This window comes from Arthrobacter sp. 05T420 (genome assembly GCF_056396305.1).
Genome location: NZ_JBFTLG010000004.1, coordinates 212,123 through 231,395 on the forward strand (window position 1 = coordinate 212,123; position 19,273 = coordinate 231,395).

A 19,273-nucleotide genomic window follows, 5' to 3' on the forward strand; every position below is an offset into this window, starting at 1 on the left:
TAACCCGCCCGCCTGCGCAGGTTCCCAAATACAGGTCTTCGACCATAGGGCCTCTCATTGCCGTGCCCACCTACCAACCCCCGCCCGCTCCGGGCGGCACCAGAAAGGCCCACCACATGCAGTACATAGGCTTCAATCACGACGGCGGCGTATGGGCGGCTGTCCTCCTCGGCTCACGGGTGGTTCCGCTGGCCCCGGTTCCTGACTTCTGGGCCGATGCCGCCGGTTGGCAGGAGAAAGCACTCTCCCTGTCAGCCGAGGCGCTGGCGGATCTCTCCGGTGACTCGGCCGGCTCGCTGGATCGGGCCGACGTCACCGAGGTCCCGCTGGTGCCGGCCTCGGCCCGGGTGATTTGCGTTGGCCTGAACTACAAGGCACACGCCGCGGAAGGCAGCTTCAAGGACCAGGAACTGCCTCCCCACCCCACACTGTTCGGGCGCTGGACGGCGTCCCTTTCGGTGGGAAACGTGCCGGTCCCCGTACCCGTGGGCGAAGACGGCCTGGACTGGGAAGGTGAAGTGGCCGCCTACATCGGCCAGCGTGTGGAAGCCGCCGACGAGGCCACGGCCGCAGATTCGGTCTTCGGCTACTCCACCTTCAACGACCTCACCGCCCGCCGGGCCCAGAAACTCACTTCCCAGTGGACCTTGGGCAAGAACGGCGACTTCAGCGGACCTCTTGGCCCGCTGGTCAGCCGTGATGAAGTGGGGGACTTGCGCGACGGCCTGCAGGTCCGGACCCGGGTGAACGGCACCGAAGTCCAGAACGGCAACACCAGGGACATGGTTTTCTCCGTCCCGGCGATCATCGCGCTGATCAGCCAGACTTTCACCCTGCACCCAGGCGACGTCATCGCCACCGGCACCCCTGAGGGAGTGGGCTATGCCCGGACCCCGCAGTGGCTGCTGCAGCCCGGGGACACCGTTGAGGTGGAAATTGACCGATTGGGGACCCTCACCACGCCCATCGGCACACCGGACCTCAGGGCGAGGGCCTGATGACCACCATCGAGAACGCCTCCCTGGAGGACCTGCCGGAGGAAATCCCGGTCCTGATTGCCGGCGGGGGGCCCAGCGGGCTGTTCCTGTCTTTGGACCTTGCCCGGCACGGCATCCCCAGCATCGTCATCGAACCCCGGGCGTCCATTGATCCGGACAGGCCGCGGGCGAAGACCACCAACGCGCGCACCATGACGCACCTGCGCCGGCTGGGCCTGGCGGACACCCTGCGGAACGCGGCGCCCCTGCCTGTCTCCTACGCCCAGGACGTCATCTTCTGCTCGGGGCTGACAGGAGACGCCGGGCGGGAGATCACCCGGTTCCGCCAAGCCTTCCAACTGGTTCCCGGCCGCTACGAACAACAGCCCGAGTGCGGGCAGCAGGTTCCGCAGCCCGTGATGGAAAACGTCCTGCGCGACGCCGTGGCAGGGTCTCCGCTGGCCACCCTGCTGACCGGGCTGATTGTTGGCGACGTTGACTACGGCCGCCGAAGTTCCAGCCGGGACATCCCGGGTCCGCACAGCCCGCGAGCCCGGGTAGATGTCTCCGACACCAGCGGACGCCGCCGCGCCGTCGCGTGCCGCTATCTGGCCGGAGCCGACGGCGGATCCTCCGCCGTCCGGCGCAGCCTTGGCATCAGGTTGGAGGGCGGCTCAGCGGAACTGTCGAACATCAGCGTTTTGTTCCGTTCCCGGGACCTGGGCGACGCCATCACCCTGGATCCAGCTGTGCAGTATTGGGTCCTGGGTCCGGGCGTGGCCGGCATGGTGGGCAGGATGGACCTCGAGGGCACCTGGTGGGCCATCATCCAAGGCGTGGACGGGCGTAAGTCCTTCGACGCCACCGCCCTGGTGCGCTCACTGGTGGGGGCCGAGGTGGACCTTGAGATTCTCGCCACCGACCCCTGGACGGCCCGGATGCTGCTGGCCCCCGGCTATGGCCGCGACGGCGCATTCCTTGTGGGCGACGCCGCGCACCTGAACCCGCCCTGGGGCGGCCACGGCTTCAACACCTGCATCGGCGACGCCGCCAACCTGGCCTGGAAGATCGCCGCCGCCCAGGAGGGCTGGGGCGGCCCGGCACTCCTCGGTAGCTATGAACTGGAACGGCGCCCGGTGGCCGAACGGACCATCCGGGACGCCGCCGCCAACGGCCAGGCTCTCGCGTATCACTTCGCGGACCCGGCCCTGCGCAGCGGCGGAGTTGCGGGCGAGGCCGCGCGGGTCCAGGCAAAGGAGGCGCTCGGGGTCAAGCAGAGCGAATTCGATTCGCTGGGACTGGTTTTGGGCTACGAGTACTCTTCCTCACCCCTCACTGTCCCGGACGGCTCGCCCGTCCCGGCCGAGGACCCCATCCGGTACGTGCCCTCGGCCAGCCCCGGCGCGCTGCTGCCCCACGCCTGGCTGGACCGCTCGACGTCGCTCTACGACATCCTTGGCCCCGGCTTCACGCTGCTCGTCGACGCCGGGAGCCTTGCCGGCGTGCCCGCACAGGAGGTCTATGAGCCGGTGTTGGCTGCCGCGGCCCGGCACGGCATTCCGGTGACTGTCACCGCCGTCGGGCCTTCCGACGGCGGGACCGCGATGGCCACGCACTGGCAGGCCGCCGCGGTGCTGGTCCGGCCGGACCAGCACGTCGCGTGGCGGGGGACCGACCCGGCGGAGGCCGCCGCTGCCATTGGCGTAGCCGCCGGCTGGCCTCTGGCCACACCATCCGAAGATCCAGACAGGAGTTCGCGTGTCCGAGCCGTCATTCCGTGACTATCTCTACCCGCCCGACCACCCGAGGGTGGCGCAGATCCGCGGCCTCGATGCCAGGGGCTATGCCGAGGCGGCGAAGACCGACTCCTTCGCGGGTCCCATGATCGAAGCCTGGGCCGCCCAGTATCCCGAGCCCTTCACGGGGGTGACCAGCGACGGCGTCCTCCGGCCCGGGCTGTATGCCCTCGAGCCGGCGCCGGCGGGGGAGGAGGCGCCCGCGGCAGAGATGACAGCCGCCGCCCGGGACCTGTTGGCCGGTCTTACCCCGGCCCAGGCACGGCGGCTTCGCTACAGCGTGGACGCCCACGAATGGCAGAGCTGGGCCAACCCGGAGTTCATGCAGCATGACACGGGCCTGCGCTTGGACGAGCTGGCGCCCGACATCCGGCAACGGATTTTGGCCGTCCTGGCAGCGAGCCTGAGCCCGGCCGGGTACGGGCTGGTCCGGAACCTCATGCGGATCAACGGATTCCTCGGCGACCTCGTGGAGCTGCCCGAACTCATGAACGAGTACAGCTACAACTTCGCCCTCTACGGTGAACCGTCGGAGAGGGCCCCGTGGGGCTGGCAGCTCTTCGGGCACCACGTGGCGCTCAACGTCCTGGTGGCCGGAACACAGCTGGTGGTCTCCCCGGTATTCATGGGTGCTGAACCGGACGTCATCGACGCCGGACCGCACCAAGGCGTGGCGGTTTTCAAGGAGCGGATCGCCCTGGCCCGGCGCCTCATGGAATCGCTGCCCGGGCCGCTGCGGGAGAAGGCGACACTCTTCGCGGATATGCAGGACCCGGCGATGCCCGAGGGCCGGCTGCACCCCGGGGACGAACGGCACCTGGCCGGCTGCTTCCAGGACAACCGCGTGATTCCCTACGAGGGCATCCCGGTCAGCGCGATGCCCGCCGCGGCACGCGCCATCCTGGACGAGCTCGTGGCAGATTTCATCGCGGTCCTCCCCGACGGGCCGCGGTCCGCCCGGCATCGGGAGATCGCGTGCCACTGGGATGAGGCCTGGTTCTGCTGGATCGGCGGATGGAAGGGCCAGGACGCCTTCTACTTCCGCCTGCAAAGCCCCGTGCTGGTCATGGAACTGGACCACCACACCGGGGTCTTCCTCAGCAACGACACCCCCGCGCCGTTTCACATGCACACGGTGATGCGCACGCCCAACGGCAACGACTACGGCCGCGCCCTGGTTCGCCAGCATCAGGAGGCGATCCAGCATCAGGAGGCCGGCCGGTTCCAGGGCGCTGGCCAGGCCGGAAGCTTGACCGAATGACCGACGACGACGCGCGGTTGGGCCCGGGAACGCGAATCGAGGACCTACGGCGGGGGCTGCAAAGTCACTATCCAGGCTTGCCCGAGGACGCCGTCGGGGAGGTCGTAGCCTTCAAATTGTTGGCGACTGATCGGTGATGCTTCGTGATGTAACTGCAAGTACAAGGTCGTCCACCGGCCGGGAGCTGTCGAGCCGCAGCACGGGGCAGGACAGCGATGCCAGCCACTGTTCGTGCCGTCGGCGATTCCGGCCCGCAAAATCGGGGTCGTCATATCTCCGCGCCCACGACAAAAACTCTTCGTGGGCTGCCAGAAGTAGTCGTCGGCGTCGGCGTGGGGTACTGCCCATTCGTTGGCGATCGCCCGGCCGAGCGTCGTCGTCCCAGATCCGCTGGCACCCATGATGAACAGGCGGCAGGGGTTGAGGATGTTCAGCATCGTCGCAGATTACCTCCACACAGTCCGCGTCCGGGGTCCCGAGCGCGGCGGGGCGGAAACCAGAACCGCGCCTTAGCTCTCCCGGTCGATCTGAAGGTAGCTGAGGCCACTGACATCGAGCCAGAATTTGGTCGGAGTCTCTACGAGACGCAGCAGGACGCCACCACAGGAACTGCACCGCACAACTATTCCCGGGGCGTCGGTATAGACCGCTGCTTCCCCGAAGACCCTCACGGCGCCACAGTTCTTGCACCGACCGATCGCCGCAATGACGTCAATGCGGAACAATTCCCACAGCGGTCCTGCCGCCGCGTTCCCGTCAAGATAAGGTATTGGATTTCCTGCGGTTCCGGCGATGTCCTGGTCCTCGGGGCGCGGGTCCTCAGCACCAGGGGTCGCGGAGCCGTTATTGCCAGTCACCGTATTCCTCCCGTTCCGCCGAAGCGTTCGGTTTTAATCGAGGCGGACGAATAGCCCGATCGCACCAGCCACTCCGTGACCGTCTCGACAAACATCGTCTGACCGCAGATGAAAATGTCGGGGGCAACGTCCGCCGGCAGGATGTTTGCCAACAGTGTTCCAGCGGTGAGTCGCGTCGGAGGGCTAGGCCAGCCCTCAGGAACTTTGCGTGTATAGACGTAGTCGACGGTCAGCTTGGGAGATTCCTGGCCCAAGGTGAGCAGCTCCTCCCGATAGAACCCTGTCTCGGGCGACTTGAGCGAGTACAGCAACCGGAACTGTGAGGAATTCTCGGATGCTTCGTGGGCGCGGATCATGGACATGAGCGGGACGATGCCGGATCCTCCGGCGATCAGCTGAATCGGGTTCGGGTCCGTCGGTCGCCAGACGAACCAGCCGCCGACGGGGCCCCGGATCTCCAACTGGTCTCCGACCATCAGGTCTCTGACCAGATAGGGGGAGACCTCCCCGTTGGCCAACTCGTCGACCGTGATCTCCAGGATTTCCTCCATCCCGGCTGTGGCCACGGAGTAGGACCGCACTGCCGTGTAGCCGTCGTCGGCTGTGAGCCGGACATCGATGTGCTGGCCGGCAAGGTTGCCGTTCAGACCGTCCACGCGCAGCCCGATGGTTCTGGACGATTCCGTTTCGGGGACGCCGCTGACGACGTCGGCGACGCGCCACAAGGTGCTCATGTGTCCTGCCTCATGAGTAGCGCTCCTCCCGCCACGGGTCGCCGTAGATGTGGTACCCGTTGGATTCCCAGAAGCCGGGAACATCATGCGGCATCAACTCGATGCCGTTGATCCACTTCGCACTCTTCCAAAAGTACAAGTGGGGTACCAGCAGGCGGGCGGGGCCGCCGTGGGCCCGTTCCAGTGGCTCACCGTCGAATTCCCAGGCCACCCATGCCTGGCCGTCCTGCAGGTCCTGCAACGGGACATTGGTCGTATAGCCGCCGTAGGAGTGGGCCGTAGTGAACTCGGACGTTGTTTCCACGTCCTCCAGCAACGTGTCCAGAGACACCCCGCGCCACGAGGTGCCCAGCTTGGACCAGCTGGTCACGCAGTGAATATCGGTCCGGATATCAGCCTGCGGCAGCGCCAGAAACTCATCCCAGGACCAGGCCCGGCGCTGCCCCGTCTCGGTCGTGATGAAGAACTCCCAGTCAGCGGTGGCGACATTGGGTGCAGGGCCCGCCGTCAGCACGGGAAAGCTTGCTGTTTCGTATTGGCCGGGTGGTAACGCTGGGTTGTCGGTGCGGCGTTTTCCATGAAAACCAGACGAAATGATTCCCATCTTGTACCTCCGATGCGGGGCTCCGCCGGTCGAATGTAATCGGTGCCCCAACGATATGGCAACCGCGGGGCAGAGACCAGACATAAAACCTCCCGGTCCGGTCAGCGGCCTCCGTGATTCCTGTCATCGTCAATCAGAGTGGAGAACACGACGTCGAGACGGCCTGGAGCGGGACGTCGTTGCGTGGTTCGGGTAACTCACTGCTTGGCAGGTCACGGATTCTCAGGACTCGGATGTGGGGAGTCTTTGCGTGGCTATTTCCCCACTGCTGGCGAGATGTTCAGCAACGTAGTTACGATATGACGGCGTCAGGCCTTCTTGCTTGCGGGGTCGTTAGGGTGCGGCTGAAGGGGGATGATTTCGACCGCCATCCATACGTGCAAAGGCAGGCTTGCGAGGACGCGCATGAGCTCGTTTTCATTTTCCGCACTCCAAAGGCCAAGACTTCGCCACTCACCCGGTGCCGCCGGGGGCTTCCACAGCCGGAGAAGATAACCTTCGGCCGCTAGTTCTGCCGCCCTGATCGCTTCCCGTGACCTGGTTTCGTCCACGGTTGCGTCCGGTGTTCCTTCGGGCACAGTGGTGACAAGGTGCGTCAGAAACTCCATGTCGGCCTTCCTTCTTCAATTCTGATGGCCTTCGTGAGCCCTCATTCCGCCGTGGATGGTCCGGCGCCGACCGGTCTGCGGGTGGCTGCGATCTCAGTACGTAGTGTCTTGAGCGCGGTGACGTAGATTTCCGAGAATGTCGGGAACGGCTGGATGGTGTCGCTGAGGACATCGATGGGGATGCGGGCCCGGATGGCCAGGGTTGCCTGTTGGAGCCACTCACCGGCTTCGGGGCCGAGCGCGTAGGCGCCGGTGAGCCGGTCGCCGTCGCTGAGGAGGGTGAGGAAGCCGTTGCTTTCGGCGTAGGCGCGGGTGTAGGTGGCAGTCTTTGACACATCAGAGACGGGCGCTGTGGCGCTGAAGCGGCCGTCGGCGGCGCCGACCGCGGCGGCCTGCGGGTCGGTGTAGGTGACGCGCGGGACGGCTTCGTAGTTTGCCTCACGTGGCTCCCCGAGGATGTTCGCGGCGACGACGTCGCCCTGGTATTTGCCGACGTGGGTCAGCGGCCATAGGCCGGTGATATCGCCGATGGCCCAGAGCCCGTCCGCGACGCGCAGGTGCGCGTCCACGGGTACTCCGCGGGGGTCGGGATCGATGCCGACGGTTTCCAGGCCGATCCCCTGGATGCGTGGGCGCCTGCCGGTGGCGATGAGCAGCCGGTCACCTCTGAGTTCGCGTCCGCCGTCGATCTCGACGATGTAGTCCCCGTTCTCGCGCCGCGCCGCGGTCGAGGTCGCCGGGAGCACGAGTTCGATGCCCTCGGCGGTGAGGACCTCCCCGAGTGCCAGGCCCAGCGGTGCCGGTTCCCGGGCCAGGACGTGCGCGGACCTGTCGATGACTGCCACCTCGCCGCCGAATCGGCGCACGGCCTGGGCTATCTCGACGCCGACCGGGCCGCCGCCGAGGATGAGCAGGCGTCGGGGGACGGTCTTCATGGAGGTCGCCTCGCGGCTGGTCCAGATGCCCTCGAGCCCGCGCAGGCCCGGGACCGGGGGGATGACCGGATCGGCGCCGTTGGCGAGGACCACGTGCTCGGCTGTGTGCCGGGCGCCGTTGACCTCGACGGCGCCGGGACCGGCGAGCCGGCCGGTGCCGCGCAGCAGGTCGATGCCGTGATCGGCCAGCCAGCGTTCCTGTCCGGCGTCGGAGTAATCCGAGACCATGAAGTCCCGCCAGGCCAGTGCCGCCTCGACGTCGACGTCGGCGGTGGCGGCGGCCGCACGTGCGGCGTGGACCGCCTCACTGGGCCGCAGCAGGGTCTTGGATGGGATGCAGGCCCAGTACGAGCACTCGCCGCCGACGAGTTCGCGTTCCACGACGGCCACGCGCAGGCCGCCCTCGGCGAGGGCGCCGGCGCAGTGTTCGCCCGGTGAGCCGGCGCCGATCACGATCACGTCGTAGTCGCTCATGTCGGCAACTCCTCCCCGGCGTGTTCGCGGACCATGTAGAGCGCGTACCAGTCTGGCCAGTCCGGGTCTTCCTGGCCGGTGAGTTCCTCGTGCTTGCCGTGGGCTGTTGCGGCGCGCCTGAGGGCGTCCGCGAGTTCGCCCACGGACTCGTAAGCGGTGGCCATCGGGTTCTCCTTTCAGCGTGGGATGCGTCAGCGGCCCGGGAGCCGGGTCTTGATTTCCTGGAGGACCCAGCCGTTGCCGTCGGGGTCGGTGAAGGACGCGAACGAGCCGTAGTCCCGGTGGTCAGGCGCCGGGCCGTCCAGGCGTGCCTCGGTCCCGGCGTGATGGAAGACGCCCGTGCTGTCGTGGAATGTCGCGCTGACGTCAACCCCGCGGGAGATGAGGTCGGCGCGGGCAGCGTCGATGTCATAGACCGCCAGGTGCAGGCCCTGGGCCGAGCCCGGCTGCGCGGAGGTGACGCCCTCGCCGAAGATGATCGAGCAGCCCGAACCCGGGGGCGTCAGTTGCATCAGCCGGTAGCCGTCCTCGATGGCGGCTTCGGCGTCGAGCCGCCAGCCCAGGGACTCGTAGAATTGCTTGGCCCGGTCGACGTCGGAGACCGGCACGACGATGACCTCGAGCCTGAACTCCCCGGGCTTCACCGGCGGGCTGCCGATAGCGCTTTGGCTGTTTGTATCGACACTATTCATTTCGGCCTCCCTGAGCCGGGCGCGCTGAACAGGGCGACACCAGACTAGTGGACCCGGGAACGCTGCCGAACGCCGGTCAAAATGCTGACGCTGCGGGCCGCGCTGCGGGTTCGCAGCAAGCTTTTCCTGGTCGCCCCCCGGCCGATCTCCGGACCGGGGACGCTGCCCTCGGAACCCCACATTTGTCCGCTCCAGAGCGAAAGTCAAGGGTAAATTACCGTCCACTCCAAGCACCCTTGCTGGCTTCCCGGCCTCGGCGTAGGCTCGCCCGCAGGAGCGGCGGAACCATGGCGCCGGCAACGACGTCGTGGGCGGGCTATCGCTGCTTACCGTTATCTGAAAGGCGGCCCAATCGTGCGCTCCGACATTGCACCTGGCGGCATCTTCCCCGATTACGAGTTGCCCGACCACGAAAACGTTCCCCGTAGGCTCAGTGAGTTGCAGGGCGAGGACCCGTTGGTGCTGACGCTTTCACGCGGACACTACTGTCCGAAGGAGCATCAGCAACATCTCGAGCTTGCAGCGTTCTATCCGAAGGTCGCTGTCGCCTACACGCAGATGGCAACCATCGCGACCGATGACCACCACGTGCTCCAGGAATTCCGCGCGTCTGTGGGGGCGCAATGGCCGTTCCTCTCTGATCCTGGCCGCATCGTGCAGAAGGATCTGGACATCCAGGAGTACACCGACCCGGACCACGATCCGATGATCCCGCACACCCTGGTTCTGAAGCCCGGCCTGATCATCCACAGCATCTACAACGGCTACTGGTTCTGGGGGCGCCCCTCCGTCGAGGACCTGCGCCACGATCTGCGCGCCGTGATGAGCGAGATCCGGCCGGACTGGGACCTCAGCACCCCGGGCCTCCGCGACGCCTGGGACGCGGGCAACTGGGCACCGTTCCACGGATGGAACAAACGGGTGCGGCCGGACTGAACTCGTCGAGTCGGTATTCGGCACGGAGGGACCTGCGATGAACGCGGCTGAAGTTCCCGGCGCCGGCAACGGGTGGCCCGAACTCCGGGTCGGAGACTGGATTCAAACCCGGGACACCGTGCACATGTGGATGCAGATTGTCGGCAAGATCCGCATGGCGCTCACGCCAATGCTGAACCACTGGTGGCACGTGACGCTGTACGTCACACCGCGCGGATTGTCGACGTCGAAAATCCCCTGCGGGGGAGGGGCATTCGACGTCGAATTCGATTTCTGCGACCACCAGTTGCATGTTCGCGCCAGCGACGGGACTGCCCGGAGCATCGTCCTCGAACCAAAGTCCGTGGCCGCGTTCCATGCAGAAGTGTTTGACACCCTCGCCAAGCTCGGCATTCAGGCACCCATCCGTGCGGTCCCGAACGAGGTGGAACCGGCCATACCCTTCGCCGAGGACTATCAGCACGCTTCCTACGACCCGGGTGCCATCCGCACGTTCTGGCAGCAATTAATCCAGGCCGACCGGGTTCTGAACGAATTTCGCTCCAGCTTCCGGGGCAAGGCCAGTCCCGTCCACCTTTTCTGGGGGTCCATGGACCTGGCCTACGCGCGCTTCTCCGGCCGGCCGGCGCCCACCCACCCCGGCGGGGTCCCGAACTGTGCCGACTGGGTGATGGTGGAGGGCTACTCCCACGAGCTGAGCAGTTGCGGGTTCTGGCCCGGCGTGGGGGAGGAGGGTGCCTTCTATGCCTATACCTATCCCGAACCGCCAGGCTACGCCCAGTACTTGAGCGAAGCCGACGGAGTCGTATATCGCCAAAGCGACAGGCTCTACCTGCTTCCATATGAAAGCGTCCGCTCTGCGCCGGACCCCGACAGCAAGCTGCTGGGGTTCCTTCATTCCACCTACGAGGCGGCCGCGGAGACAGGACACTGGGACCGTGCGGGCCTCGAGGTGAACCGGAACCGTTGGCGGCGGTGACCCGGCACCCCAGCAGCCGGGGCGCGGCACTTCAAGGGCCATCCGCGCGGGGGGCGTATTCCTTCGCTGTGCCCGAACCGCCGGCCACCCGGTCATCCGCAGCTTCGAACCCGGCGAAAACCCAGAGACTGGCTGCGGCACCTGCACTGACGACGAGCCACGGAAAACCGCTCCCCGCGGCGGGATGGGTGGCGGACTTCCTGGGGAGTGGGTCGAAGGGTGTGGGGGTCACCCAGGGGTGAGGAGTCTCGCGGTGGTCGTGGTTGGGGCGCTTCCGGGGGCATCCGCTCCGGCCGTCTTCGCTTGCGGCCTGCTCATCGCATCCTCAAACGACATCGCAGCTCTCCATTGTTGATGCGTCGCTTCGGCTACGCGAGTCTGGAACCTCGCCCCATAATACTTCCCCCGCTTCATCCGGAGGCTGAAGGACGTCCCATGTTCATCGAACCATCACCCAGCCACGCGCGGACTGGGTGGCGGCCGCCAGTCGCAGCCGTCTGGGTACTTCGTTGCGTGAGAGTGTCCGGGATTGCGTCCGGCAACCGCCGGTGCGGGTGTTAACTGGGAGGGTGAATTCACTACCGTCGGCGCGTACGCAGAGGCTTGTGCTTTGGATCGCGATTCTCGCCTCTTTCGTGTCGTTTCTCGACAGCAGCGTCATCAACGTGGCACTCCCGGCCATTTCCCGTGACCTGGGCGGCGGACTGACGACGCAGCAGTGGGTTGTCGATGCCTACCTGATCACCCTGGGTTCCCTGATCCTGGTCGCCGGTTCGCTCTCCGATTTGCTCGGACGCGTTGTGGTTCTCCGGGCCGGGCTGATCGGGTTCGGCGCGACGTCGGTGATGTGTGCGCTGGCACCCACGGCCGAGGTGCTGGTCGTGGCCAGAGCGCTTCAAGGCGTCGCGGGCGCGTTGCTGGTGCCCAGTTCCCTGGCGCTGATCACATCAAACTTCGACGAGGCACCGCGGGCGAAGGCGATCGGCCAGTGGACAGCTGGTACCACCGTGGCTTTCATCGCCGGCCCCCTGCTCGGCGGAGTGCTGGTCGATTCGGTGGGTTGGCGCTGGGTCTTCGGAATCAACGTCCTGCCCATTGCTGTGACCTTGTATCTGTTAGGCGTGCTGCGGGTCAAGGATGTTGGCAAGGAGGGGGTGAGCATCGACTACCCGGGCGCCGTGCTCTGTGTGCTCGGGTTGGCCGGGCCGGTCTACGCGTTGATCGAACAGGCCAATTACGGCTGGGGGAGCCCGCTCATCATGATGCCTTTCGTCCTCGGCATCCTGTGTCTCGCCGGATTCATTTGGCGGGAAAAGACCGCGAAGCAGCCGCTCCTGCCGCTCAGCCTCTTCTCCGTCCGAAACTTTGCCGTCGGCAATGTGGCCACGGCCTTCGTCTACGCCGCCTTGTCCATCGGGGGTTTCATCATCGTGCTTTTCCTGCAGCAGGTCGCCGGCTATCCGGCGACGTTGGCCGCTCTTGCCATGCTCCCCGTCAGCATCGTCAACATCCTCCTGGCGTCATGGTTTGGCTCACTGGCCGGGAGGTTCGGCCCGCGGTGGTTCATGGCATGCGGACCTGCTGTGGCCGGAGTCGGCTACCTCCTGATGCTTGCGTCGGAAATTCCGGTAAACTATTGGACCCAACTAATGCCAGGGATCATCCTGTTCGCGCTCGGGCTCTCAGCGACCGTCGCACCGCTCACGGCCGCCATTCTCGGATCCGTTTCGGAACAGCAGGCCGGCATCGGCTCGGCTGTGAATAACGCCGTCAGCAGGGTTGCTGGCCTGATCGGCATCGCACTGGTGGGCCTGGTGGTGGGCGGCCAACTCGAGCTCGAAGGATTTCACCGCGTGGTAGCCGTGACGGCGGTGCTGCTGATCCTCGGCGGTCTTGTTTCCGCCGTCGGTATCCAGAACCCAATCAAGCGGCCGGCGGCCGGGACACACAAAGCCCCATCAGGGATAGGGGCGAGGCTCCCGACTCGCCGCCCACGCAAATAGCCTTGGATTGTGGGCCACCGGGGGGTTCGGGCCCCTCTCCCAAGGGCAATTGTGGCCCCAAAACCGCGCTGAGAAGATCCCTCTCATGACCAAGAGCGGTATGCTCCCGGGTTCAGTTCAAGGGCGCACCCGGAGTGAGGGGGCGGAGCCCGTCGACAGTAGACTGGCGGCGGTTCAGCCTCGACTCCACCCTAGGAATTCAACGGACAGACAGACCCTCAGAAAATCCAAGAACTGTCCAAGTTTGCGCATGCGATCGGCTAAATTGTACGGATTGCGACGCGTTTCGGGTGGGACAGGAACATAATCAGGTATGCAAATCCTGGTTGTGGAGGACGACGAGTCAGTGGCCGCCGGAGTCCTTGAAGGGCTGAGCCGGGCCGGCTTCGGGGCCAGCCATGTGGGGACGGGCGGCCGGGCACTGGATATCGTTCGTGAGCTGTGTCCCGATTTTATCCTCCTGGATCTGGGGCTGCCGGATATGGACGGAACAGATGTGTGCCGAGCCATTCGCGTGCTGACCGCCACCCCGATCATCGTTGTCAGTGCACGGGATGAAGAGATAGACCGGGTGCTGGCGTTGGAACTGGGCGCCGACGACTATTTGGTCAAGCCCTTCGGGATGCGGGAACTCATCGCGCGGATCCGGGCAGTGGCACGCCGCTCCGAAGAGCGGCTCCCGGACGGCCGTCACGAGGCGGACATCAGCAGGAACATCGGCGGCCTGAGCATTGACCAACGGTCGCGTCGCGTGGCCCTCGACGGAGTGGAGGTCTATCTGACGGCAAAAGAGTTCGAGCTCCTGTACTTCCTTGCAGCGGACCCGGGTGCCGTGTTCGAGCGTCGCGAGATCCTCCGCGCAGTGTGGGACGGTGACTGGTATGGCACCACGAAAACCGTGGATGCCCACATAGCCGGGATCCGCAAGAAGCTCGGTGATCCCCGCTGGATCGAGGCGGTCCGTGGCGTCGGGTTCAGGCTGGGAGTGCCTGGATGAGATGGAGGCTGATCGGTGCGTTCATGTTCATCACGTTGCTCGTGGTCCTGGTGCAGGACATTCCGCTGGGGAACTATCTGGTCCGCGTTGAACGTGAGCGCCTCACCACCTCCCTCGAACGCGACGCCTTTCTGCTGGCTGGCCGGGCCGGCGACGCGCTGAGAGCTGGTGGCCCCCTGCCCGCGGAAGTGGCCGCCGACGTGCGTCGGTACGGGGAGGCCGGCGGCGCTCGTGTGGTGATAGTCGACGTCGGCGGGACGGCCTTGGCGACTTCGGATGACGATCAGGCAGCCACCGGATCAACGTACAGTTCACGCCCGGAAATCGCCGCCGCACTGACCGGGCAGATCAATGCCGGCCAGCGGTACTCACAGACGTTGGGCCTTGATCTGCTCTACGTCGCAGTCCCTGTCCTCAGCGGTGAGAAGATCTCCGGCGTCGTCCGGCTGACCTACCCTGCATCGGTGGTGACCGAGCAGGTAAACGGCCAGCTGCGGACCATCTGGACCGTCGCCGTTACCACGGTATTGCTCGCCGGCATCCTGGCGTACTTCATGGCTGGCGCGGTAACCAGAAGGCTCCAGAGGTTACGGACCGCCACTGAGCTGCTGGCCGACGGCAAGCTGGACACCCGTACCGATGAAGGGGGCGCACCCGAACTCAAAGCCCTTGCGGGTTCTTTTAACCGCATGGCAGACCGGTTGAAAGATCTTCTCGAGCAACAACGGGGATTTGCCTCCGATGCCTCCCATCAACTCCGCACGCCACTGACGGGCCTGCGGCTGAGGCTCGAGAACGCTGTCGACACGATCCCCACCGACCCGGAAGCGGGCCGGAGAATGGTGACCGCTTCCCTTGAGGAGACGTACCGTTTGCAGCGCATCATTGACGGGCTGCTGTTGCTCAGCAAGGCCGAGGGCAAGGCTACTGTGCTGGGCACAACGGATCTCGTCAACGAAGTGAGGGCCCGCAAGGAACAATGGGAGGCCCTCGCGGAGGAGACAGGCGTGCGCCTTAGCGTGGATGGCCTGCCTGCAGCGGACATCGTGGCCCTGCCTGGGGCTGCCGAGCAGATCATCGACAATTTGATCGACAACGCGCTTGCCGTCGCTCCACCGGGCTCCCAGATCCAGCTCGTAGTCTCGCAAGGTGAACAACCAGGCATCATCGAACTGCACATCCTGGATGAGGGGCCGGGACTATCCTGGGAAGATTGCCACCGGGCCTTTAGCCGCTTCTGGCGCGGCACGCAGAGCGGGGAGGGCAGCGGCCTCGGCCTGTCCATCGTGCACCAGCTGGCCCGGGCCAGCGGCGCCGAGGCCTCACTGACGCCCAGAACCTCCGGGGCTGCCACGGGAGCCACCGGTCTGGACGCCTGCGTGAAGTTCAGATCAGCCTGAGGCCGCACGCCTGGTTTGAGCCGTCCAACGTCCTCGGAGAACTACGCACCGTCGACGCCGTCGCAGCGGAACACCTCGCCCTTCCGGGGAAGACACACTGACGACGGCCCGGTCCCGAGGCTCGACACTTCGGAGGTCCGTCGGTGCATGGTTGACTCGGCCGCCAATGGACTCTGGCGGCATCCGGCGCGCCGGGCTAGCATGCGGCTATTACTCCCTTTCGACCCAGGAGAACTCCATGTCTGATGGGCTGCGGCGTTCTTTTGATGCTCTTTCACCCGCATCGGGTGAAGACCGCCCCCACTTGAGGCGTTAGCTTGGAGAACACCTGATCAACCAGCCTCTATCGCTTGAGAGACCTCATTAGAGGCTCCCGCCGCCTAGCGGACGGCGCGCGGAAGGAGAAGGGATGCTCAACTCTTACAACCGGCGCACCGAACCCGTTCTCTCGGAGCCTCCGTTTGCTGAGGGCCGTCTTCCTGGCGGAATGGTCACAGACTCGCTGGGTTGCCAGAAATGAGCGGGCCTGCCGCGGCGGCGCCCAGTTTCGATCCGGCCGTTGTCATTCGTTCCAGGGCGTACATCGCTGCGCTCGTGCTGGCAGCAGTTCTGGGCGTTCCCATCTCGGCCATTGCCTATGGTTTTCTCGCTTTGGTCTCGGCCGTCCAGCAGTTCATCTTCAACGGCCTTCCGAATCAACTCCTCGGGGGTCCTGCTCCTGCCTGGTGGCCGATTCCGTGGTTGGTCCTGTGCGGGCTGTTGACGGCGCTGACCATCCGTTACCTGCCGGGAACCGCAGGCCACTCACCCGCTCTCGGATTCAAGACGGGCGGGGCTCCGCCCAGCGGTAGGGAGCTCGTGGGCATCGTTCTCGCGGCGCTGACCACCCTCAGCCTGGGTGCGGTGCTCGGACCCGAGGCGCCGCTGATCGCGATCGGCGGCGGTCTCGGGGCGTTGGCGGTGCACCTGGTGAAGAAGGACGCACCGCCGATGGCCCTGACCATCATGGCGTCGGCAGGCAGCTTCGCCGCGATCAGCACCCTGCTCGGGTCTCCGGTGCTCGGTGCGTTCCTGATCATGGAGGCCGCCGGGATCGGGGGAATGACGCTGAGTCTGGTGGCGCTACCCGGACTGCTCGCTTCCGGCGTCGGGGCGCTGGTGTTCGTCGGCCTGGACGGCTGGACCGGGTTGGGAAGCTTCTCGCTGGCGCTGCCCGTGGTGCCGCCTGCTGAGCCGCCGACGTTGGCGACGTTGGGCTGGGCGGTGGTCATGGGCGTGGTCGGCGCGCTGTTGGGATGGTTGATCCGCTGGGTCGGACTGTCGCTTCGTCCGGTGGTGCATCTGAACCGGGTGTTGGTTACCTCTGCGCTCGGCTTGCTGATCGGTCTAACCGCGATGACGTACCAGTTGATCTCTGGGCAAAGCTTCACGCAGGTGTTGTTCTCGGGGCAGGACGCCCTCCCGGAGCTGGTCGAACGCGCGGCGGACTACTCGCTTCCTGTGCTGGTCCTGCTGATCGCTTGCAAGACCTTGGCCTACGGGCTCTCGCTGAGCGCATTCCGTGGTGGTCCCGTGTTCCCGTCGATGTTCATCGGTGCTGCGCTCGGTATTGCTGTGAGCGGGTTGCCCGGAATGAATCTCGCGGCAGCGCTCGGCATGGGCATAGGAGCCATGTGCGCAGCTATGCTGCGGCTGCCGTTGACGTCGACGCTGCTGGCCACGCTGCTGCTGGGAGTGGACGGTGTGGTCGTAACACCCCAAGTGGTGGTGGCTGTCGCGGTGGCCTTCGTGATCACCAATGTGCTCCCGGTCCCGGGTCCGGGCTCAGGCCAGGGCCCGACGGCGTCCGTGGTGCCTGACGATGCCGGCAGCGTCCAGCATCGGGCTCCCTCGAGGGCCGACAATGACTGAGATCTCGAGCGCGGGCCGTTCGAGGGCGCGGGACCGGTGGATCGCCTGGTTGTTCATCATTGGCTCGAGTCTGTTCGCCTTGGGAGCGGTGCCGTTATACGCCGAGGCCGTGGGATTGCGCTTGTGTGCAGTCACATTCTTCGTCGGTTCGCTGTTCTTCACCAGTGCGGCGTTCCTGCAATACCGCGAAGCCGTTGACGCGCTCCCGGCCGGGGGTGCCACGCGGCGCCATTCGTTTTGGGTATGGGCGCCGCGGAATCTCGGCTGGCTTGCTGGCGCGGTTCAACTTGCCGGCACGCTGTGGTTCAACTGGAGTACGGCAAACGCAATGCGGGTCAATCTCAGTGCGGCGCTGACCGAGCAGCAGGTGTGGCGACCCGACGCTCTGGGTTCAGTCGCCTTCCTCGTTTCAAGCGGTGTGGCGTTGCGGGATGCCGGTCGCGGCGCCATTGCCGGCCGCCCCAGGACTCGAACGTGGAAGATCGGCGTGGTCAACGTGGCCGGCTCTGTTGCGTTCGGCATCTCGGCTGTCGCGGCCTTTGTCATACCGTCGAGCGGCGATGTCTGGAACGCCGAGCTGTCCAATCTCGGCACATTCGTCGGAGGCCTGTGTTTCCTCACCGGCGCGATTCTGATGCTGAGTCCAGAATCCACCGACGCCTCGTTTCCTGCAGGCCGGGGAACTCATCCGTAACACCCTTTCAACAGACTCTGAAGGAGAAGTGATGTCAGAAAACTTCCAACCGACGGATGCCGACGTGGCGCTGTTCGGCAATCGATTTGTCACCCAGGAGGTTCCGAGCCAGGAGTTCCCGGAGACCGGCATTCCTGCTGAGGACGCTTTGCGGCTGGTGTCGGAGGACCTGGCGCTGGAGGGTGATCCGGCCCGGAACCTGGCGACTTTCGTGACGACGTGGATGGAGCCTCAGGCCCAGCAGATCATCGCCGCGAACCTGCACCGCAATTTCATCGACCACGCCGAATATCCGCGCACGGCCGAGATCGAGCAGCGCTGCATTCGGATGCTCGCGGACCTCTTCCACTCGCCCGGCGAGACGACGGGAGCGCGAACCCAGGGGTCGTCCGAGGCAATCATGCTCGGCGGTCTGTCCCTGAAGTGGAACTGGCGCAAGCGTCGCGAGGCTGCCGGCGCGTCGACGTCGAGCCCGAACCTGGTTTTCGGCGGCGACGTGCATGTCGTGTGGGAGAAGTTCTGCCGCTACTTCGACGTCGAGCCGCGGATCGTGCCACTGCAGCCGGGGAAGTACACGATCGGCCCGGACGACGTGCAGGCCCATGTCGATGAGAACACCATCGGTGTCGCGGCTGTGCTGGGTACGACGTTCACGGGGCACAAGGACGACATCGTCGGCATCAACGACCTGCTGCTACGCATCAAGCGTGAGCGGGGCCTTGATGTGCCGATCCACGTGGACGGGGCCAGCGGAGGGTTCGTTTGGCCCTTCCTCTACCCGGACTCGGAGTGGGACTTCCGGCTCGAGCAGGTCCGTTCGATCAATGTTTCCGGGCACAAGTTCGGACTGGTCTATCCCGGCATCGGCTGGCTGATTTTCCGGGAGAAGGCCGACCTGGCCAAGGACCTCGTCTTCGAGGAGAACTACCTCGGCAAGACGGACTCGACCTTTACACTGAACTTCTCCACCGGCTCGGCGATGGTTCTCGCCCAGTACTACAACTTCGTGCGCTATGGCCGCGCCGGTTATACCTACATCATGCAGAACATGCAGACTAACGCCCGCGTCCTCGCCGAGAAGTTGGAGGCCATGGGCAGGTTCGAGATCATCGGCCCTGATGAGGAGCAACTTCCCCTGGTCGCGTTCCGGCTCGCCGCCGACACCGGGTACGACGAGTTCGACATTGCCTGGCAGCTCTCGGCCGAGCGCGGCTGGATGGTCCCGGCCTACACCCTGCCGCCGAACGCCCAAGACGTGACGATCATGCGGGCCCTGGTCAAGGAAACGATGAGCCGCGAACACGTCGACACGCTCGCCCGGGACATCGAAGAGGCGTGCTCCACGCTGGCGAAGAAGGGCGGCGCGCACGAATCCGAACGAAAGAAGATCGTTATCGGACCCGGCCATTGATCCG

At 65.6% G+C, this 19,273-nt stretch carries 19 protein-coding genes; 11 read left to right on the plus strand and 8 right to left on the minus strand.

Going from position 1 to position 19,273, the window contains the following annotated elements; genetic code table 11:
• Positions 1–116: 116 nt before the first annotated feature.
• The 3 genes from AC1DEM_RS06140 to AC1DEM_RS06150 are packed head-to-tail and all read left to right on the plus strand — an operon-like array spanning position 117 to position 4,034.
• Positions 117–998, plus strand: a complete 882-nt coding sequence (locus AC1DEM_RS06140) for a fumarylacetoacetate hydrolase family protein (RefSeq protein ID WP_476883622.1) — start codon at positions 117–119, stop codon at positions 996–998.
• Positions 998–2,758 carry an FAD-dependent monooxygenase gene (locus AC1DEM_RS06145; RefSeq protein WP_476883623.1) on the plus strand — a complete coding sequence of 587 codons (1,761 nt, stop codon included), beginning with the start codon at positions 998–1,000 and terminating at the stop codon, positions 2,756–2,758. The genes AC1DEM_RS06140 and AC1DEM_RS06145 overlap by 1 nt, the downstream gene beginning before the upstream one ends.
• A complete protein-coding gene (locus AC1DEM_RS06150; protein WP_476883624.1) occupies positions 2,736–4,034 on the plus strand; it encodes a DUF3500 domain-containing protein in 1,299 nt (432 codons plus the stop codon). The genes AC1DEM_RS06145 and AC1DEM_RS06150 overlap by 23 nt, the downstream gene beginning before the upstream one ends.
• 44 nt (positions 4,035–4,078) lie before the next feature.
• Here the strand turns inward: AC1DEM_RS06150 and AC1DEM_RS06155 are convergent, their stop codons facing one another.
• From AC1DEM_RS06155 to AC1DEM_RS06190, 8 genes are all read right to left on the minus strand, one after another.
• On the minus strand, positions 4,079–4,471 hold the full coding sequence (locus tag AC1DEM_RS06155; RefSeq protein WP_476883625.1) for a hypothetical protein: 393 nt from the start codon (positions 4,469–4,471) through the stop codon (positions 4,079–4,081).
• 72 nt (positions 4,472–4,543) lie between these two features.
• Positions 4,544–4,891, minus strand: a complete 348-nt coding sequence (locus AC1DEM_RS06160; RefSeq protein WP_476883626.1) for a DUF6510 family protein — start codon at positions 4,889–4,891, stop codon at positions 4,544–4,546.
• Complete coding sequence (locus tag AC1DEM_RS06165) at positions 4,888–5,625, minus strand: FAD-binding oxidoreductase (protein ID WP_476883627.1); 738 nt, start codon at positions 5,623–5,625, stop codon at positions 4,888–4,890. The genes AC1DEM_RS06160 and AC1DEM_RS06165 overlap by 4 nt, the downstream gene beginning before the upstream one ends.
• Positions 5,626–5,635: 10 nt before the next feature.
• Positions 5,636–6,139, minus strand: a complete 504-nt coding sequence (locus AC1DEM_RS06170; protein ID WP_476883628.1) for a molybdopterin-dependent oxidoreductase — start codon at positions 6,137–6,139, stop codon at positions 5,636–5,638.
• 398 nt (positions 6,140–6,537) lie between these two features.
• Positions 6,538–6,837: a muconolactone Delta-isomerase family protein gene (locus tag AC1DEM_RS06175; protein ID WP_476883629.1), complete on the minus strand. Its 300-nt coding sequence runs from the start codon at positions 6,835–6,837 to the stop codon at positions 6,538–6,540.
• A gap of 41 nt (positions 6,838–6,878) precedes the next feature.
• Positions 6,879–8,246, minus strand: a complete 1,368-nt coding sequence (locus tag AC1DEM_RS06180; protein ID WP_476883630.1) for a dihydrolipoyl dehydrogenase family protein — start codon at positions 8,244–8,246, stop codon at positions 6,879–6,881.
• Positions 8,243–8,410 carry a hypothetical protein gene (locus AC1DEM_RS06185; RefSeq protein WP_476883631.1) on the minus strand — a complete coding sequence of 56 codons (168 nt, stop codon included), beginning with the start codon at positions 8,408–8,410 and terminating at the stop codon, positions 8,243–8,245. The genes AC1DEM_RS06180 and AC1DEM_RS06185 overlap by 4 nt, the downstream gene beginning before the upstream one ends.
• A gap of 27 nt (positions 8,411–8,437) precedes the next feature.
• Positions 8,438–8,938: a VOC family protein gene (locus tag AC1DEM_RS06190; protein ID WP_476883632.1), complete on the minus strand. Its 501-nt coding sequence runs from the start codon at positions 8,936–8,938 to the stop codon at positions 8,438–8,440.
• A 354-nt stretch (positions 8,939–9,292) separates the two neighbouring features.
• Between AC1DEM_RS06190 and AC1DEM_RS06195 the strand changes: the two genes are divergently transcribed.
• From AC1DEM_RS06195 to gad, 8 genes are all read left to right on the plus strand, one after another.
• Entirely contained in the window at positions 9,293–9,874 is a 582-nt protein-coding gene (locus AC1DEM_RS06195; RefSeq protein WP_476883633.1) for a redoxin domain-containing protein, read from the plus strand.
• Positions 9,875–9,911: 37 nt separating this feature from the next.
• Positions 9,912–10,853: a DUF5996 family protein gene (locus AC1DEM_RS06200; RefSeq protein WP_476883634.1), complete on the plus strand. Its 942-nt coding sequence runs from the start codon at positions 9,912–9,914 to the stop codon at positions 10,851–10,853.
• A 605-nt stretch (positions 10,854–11,458) separates the two neighbouring features.
• A complete protein-coding gene (locus AC1DEM_RS06205) occupies positions 11,459–12,856 on the plus strand; it encodes an MFS transporter (RefSeq protein WP_476883635.1) in 1,398 nt (465 codons plus the stop codon).
• Between the two features lie 313 nt (positions 12,857–13,169).
• On the plus strand, positions 13,170–13,853 hold the full coding sequence (locus AC1DEM_RS06210) for a response regulator transcription factor (protein WP_476883636.1): 684 nt from the start codon (positions 13,170–13,172) through the stop codon (positions 13,851–13,853).
• On the plus strand, positions 13,850–15,253 hold the full coding sequence (locus AC1DEM_RS06215) for an ATP-binding protein (RefSeq protein ID WP_476883637.1): 1,404 nt from the start codon (positions 13,850–13,852) through the stop codon (positions 15,251–15,253). Before AC1DEM_RS06210 ends, AC1DEM_RS06215 begins: the two co-directional genes overlap by 4 nt.
• A gap of 516 nt (positions 15,254–15,769) precedes the next feature.
• Entirely contained in the window at positions 15,770–17,164 is a 1,395-nt protein-coding gene (locus AC1DEM_RS06220) for a chloride channel protein (protein WP_476883638.1), read from the plus strand.
• On the plus strand, positions 17,157–17,858 hold the full coding sequence (locus tag AC1DEM_RS06225) for a hypothetical protein (RefSeq protein WP_476883639.1): 702 nt from the start codon (positions 17,157–17,159) through the stop codon (positions 17,856–17,858). Before AC1DEM_RS06220 ends, AC1DEM_RS06225 begins: the two co-directional genes overlap by 8 nt.
• 31 nt (positions 17,859–17,889) lie before the next feature.
• A complete protein-coding gene (gene gad / locus AC1DEM_RS06230; protein ID WP_476883640.1) occupies positions 17,890–19,269 on the plus strand; it encodes a glutamate decarboxylase in 1,380 nt (459 codons plus the stop codon).
• Positions 19,270–19,273: the final 4 nt, after the last annotated feature.

Bases quoted from the DNA above. Each gene is read 5' to 3' on its own strand.
- AC1DEM_RS06165 (WP_476883627.1), bottom strand. From the start codon at position 5,625: ATGAGCACCTTGTGGCGCGTCGCCGACGTCGTCAGCGGCGTCCCCGAA.
- AC1DEM_RS06155 (WP_476883625.1), bottom strand. From the start codon at position 4,471: ATGCTGAACATCCTCAACCCCTGCCGCCTGTTCATCATGGGTGCCAGC.
- AC1DEM_RS06200 (WP_476883634.1), top strand. From the start codon at position 9,912: ATGAACGCGGCTGAAGTTCCCGGCGCCGGCAACGGGTGGCCCGAACTC.
- AC1DEM_RS06180 (WP_476883630.1), bottom strand. From the start codon at position 8,246: ATGAGCGACTACGACGTGATCGTGATCGGCGCCGGCTCACCGGGCGAA.
- AC1DEM_RS06190 (WP_476883632.1), bottom strand. From the start codon at position 8,938: ATGAATAGTGTCGATACAAACAGCCAAAGCGCTATCGGCAGCCCGCCG.
- AC1DEM_RS06140 (WP_476883622.1), top strand. From the start codon at position 117: ATGCAGTACATAGGCTTCAATCACGACGGCGGCGTATGGGCGGCTGTC.
- AC1DEM_RS06215 (WP_476883637.1), top strand. From the start codon at position 13,850: ATGAGATGGAGGCTGATCGGTGCGTTCATGTTCATCACGTTGCTCGTG.
- AC1DEM_RS06145 (WP_476883623.1), top strand. From the start codon at position 998: ATGACCACCATCGAGAACGCCTCCCTGGAGGACCTGCCGGAGGAAATC.
- gad (WP_476883640.1), top strand. From the start codon at position 17,890: ATGTCAGAAAACTTCCAACCGACGGATGCCGACGTGGCGCTGTTCGGC.
- AC1DEM_RS06220 (WP_476883638.1), top strand. From the start codon at position 15,770: ATGAGCGGGCCTGCCGCGGCGGCGCCCAGTTTCGATCCGGCCGTTGTC.
- AC1DEM_RS06185 (WP_476883631.1), bottom strand. From the start codon at position 8,410: ATGGCCACCGCTTACGAGTCCGTGGGCGAACTCGCGGACGCCCTCAGG.
- AC1DEM_RS06175 (WP_476883629.1), bottom strand. From the start codon at position 6,837: ATGGAGTTTCTGACGCACCTTGTCACCACTGTGCCCGAAGGAACACCG.
- AC1DEM_RS06210 (WP_476883636.1), top strand. From the start codon at position 13,170: ATGCAAATCCTGGTTGTGGAGGACGACGAGTCAGTGGCCGCCGGAGTC.
- AC1DEM_RS06225 (WP_476883639.1), top strand. From the start codon at position 17,157: ATGACTGAGATCTCGAGCGCGGGCCGTTCGAGGGCGCGGGACCGGTGG.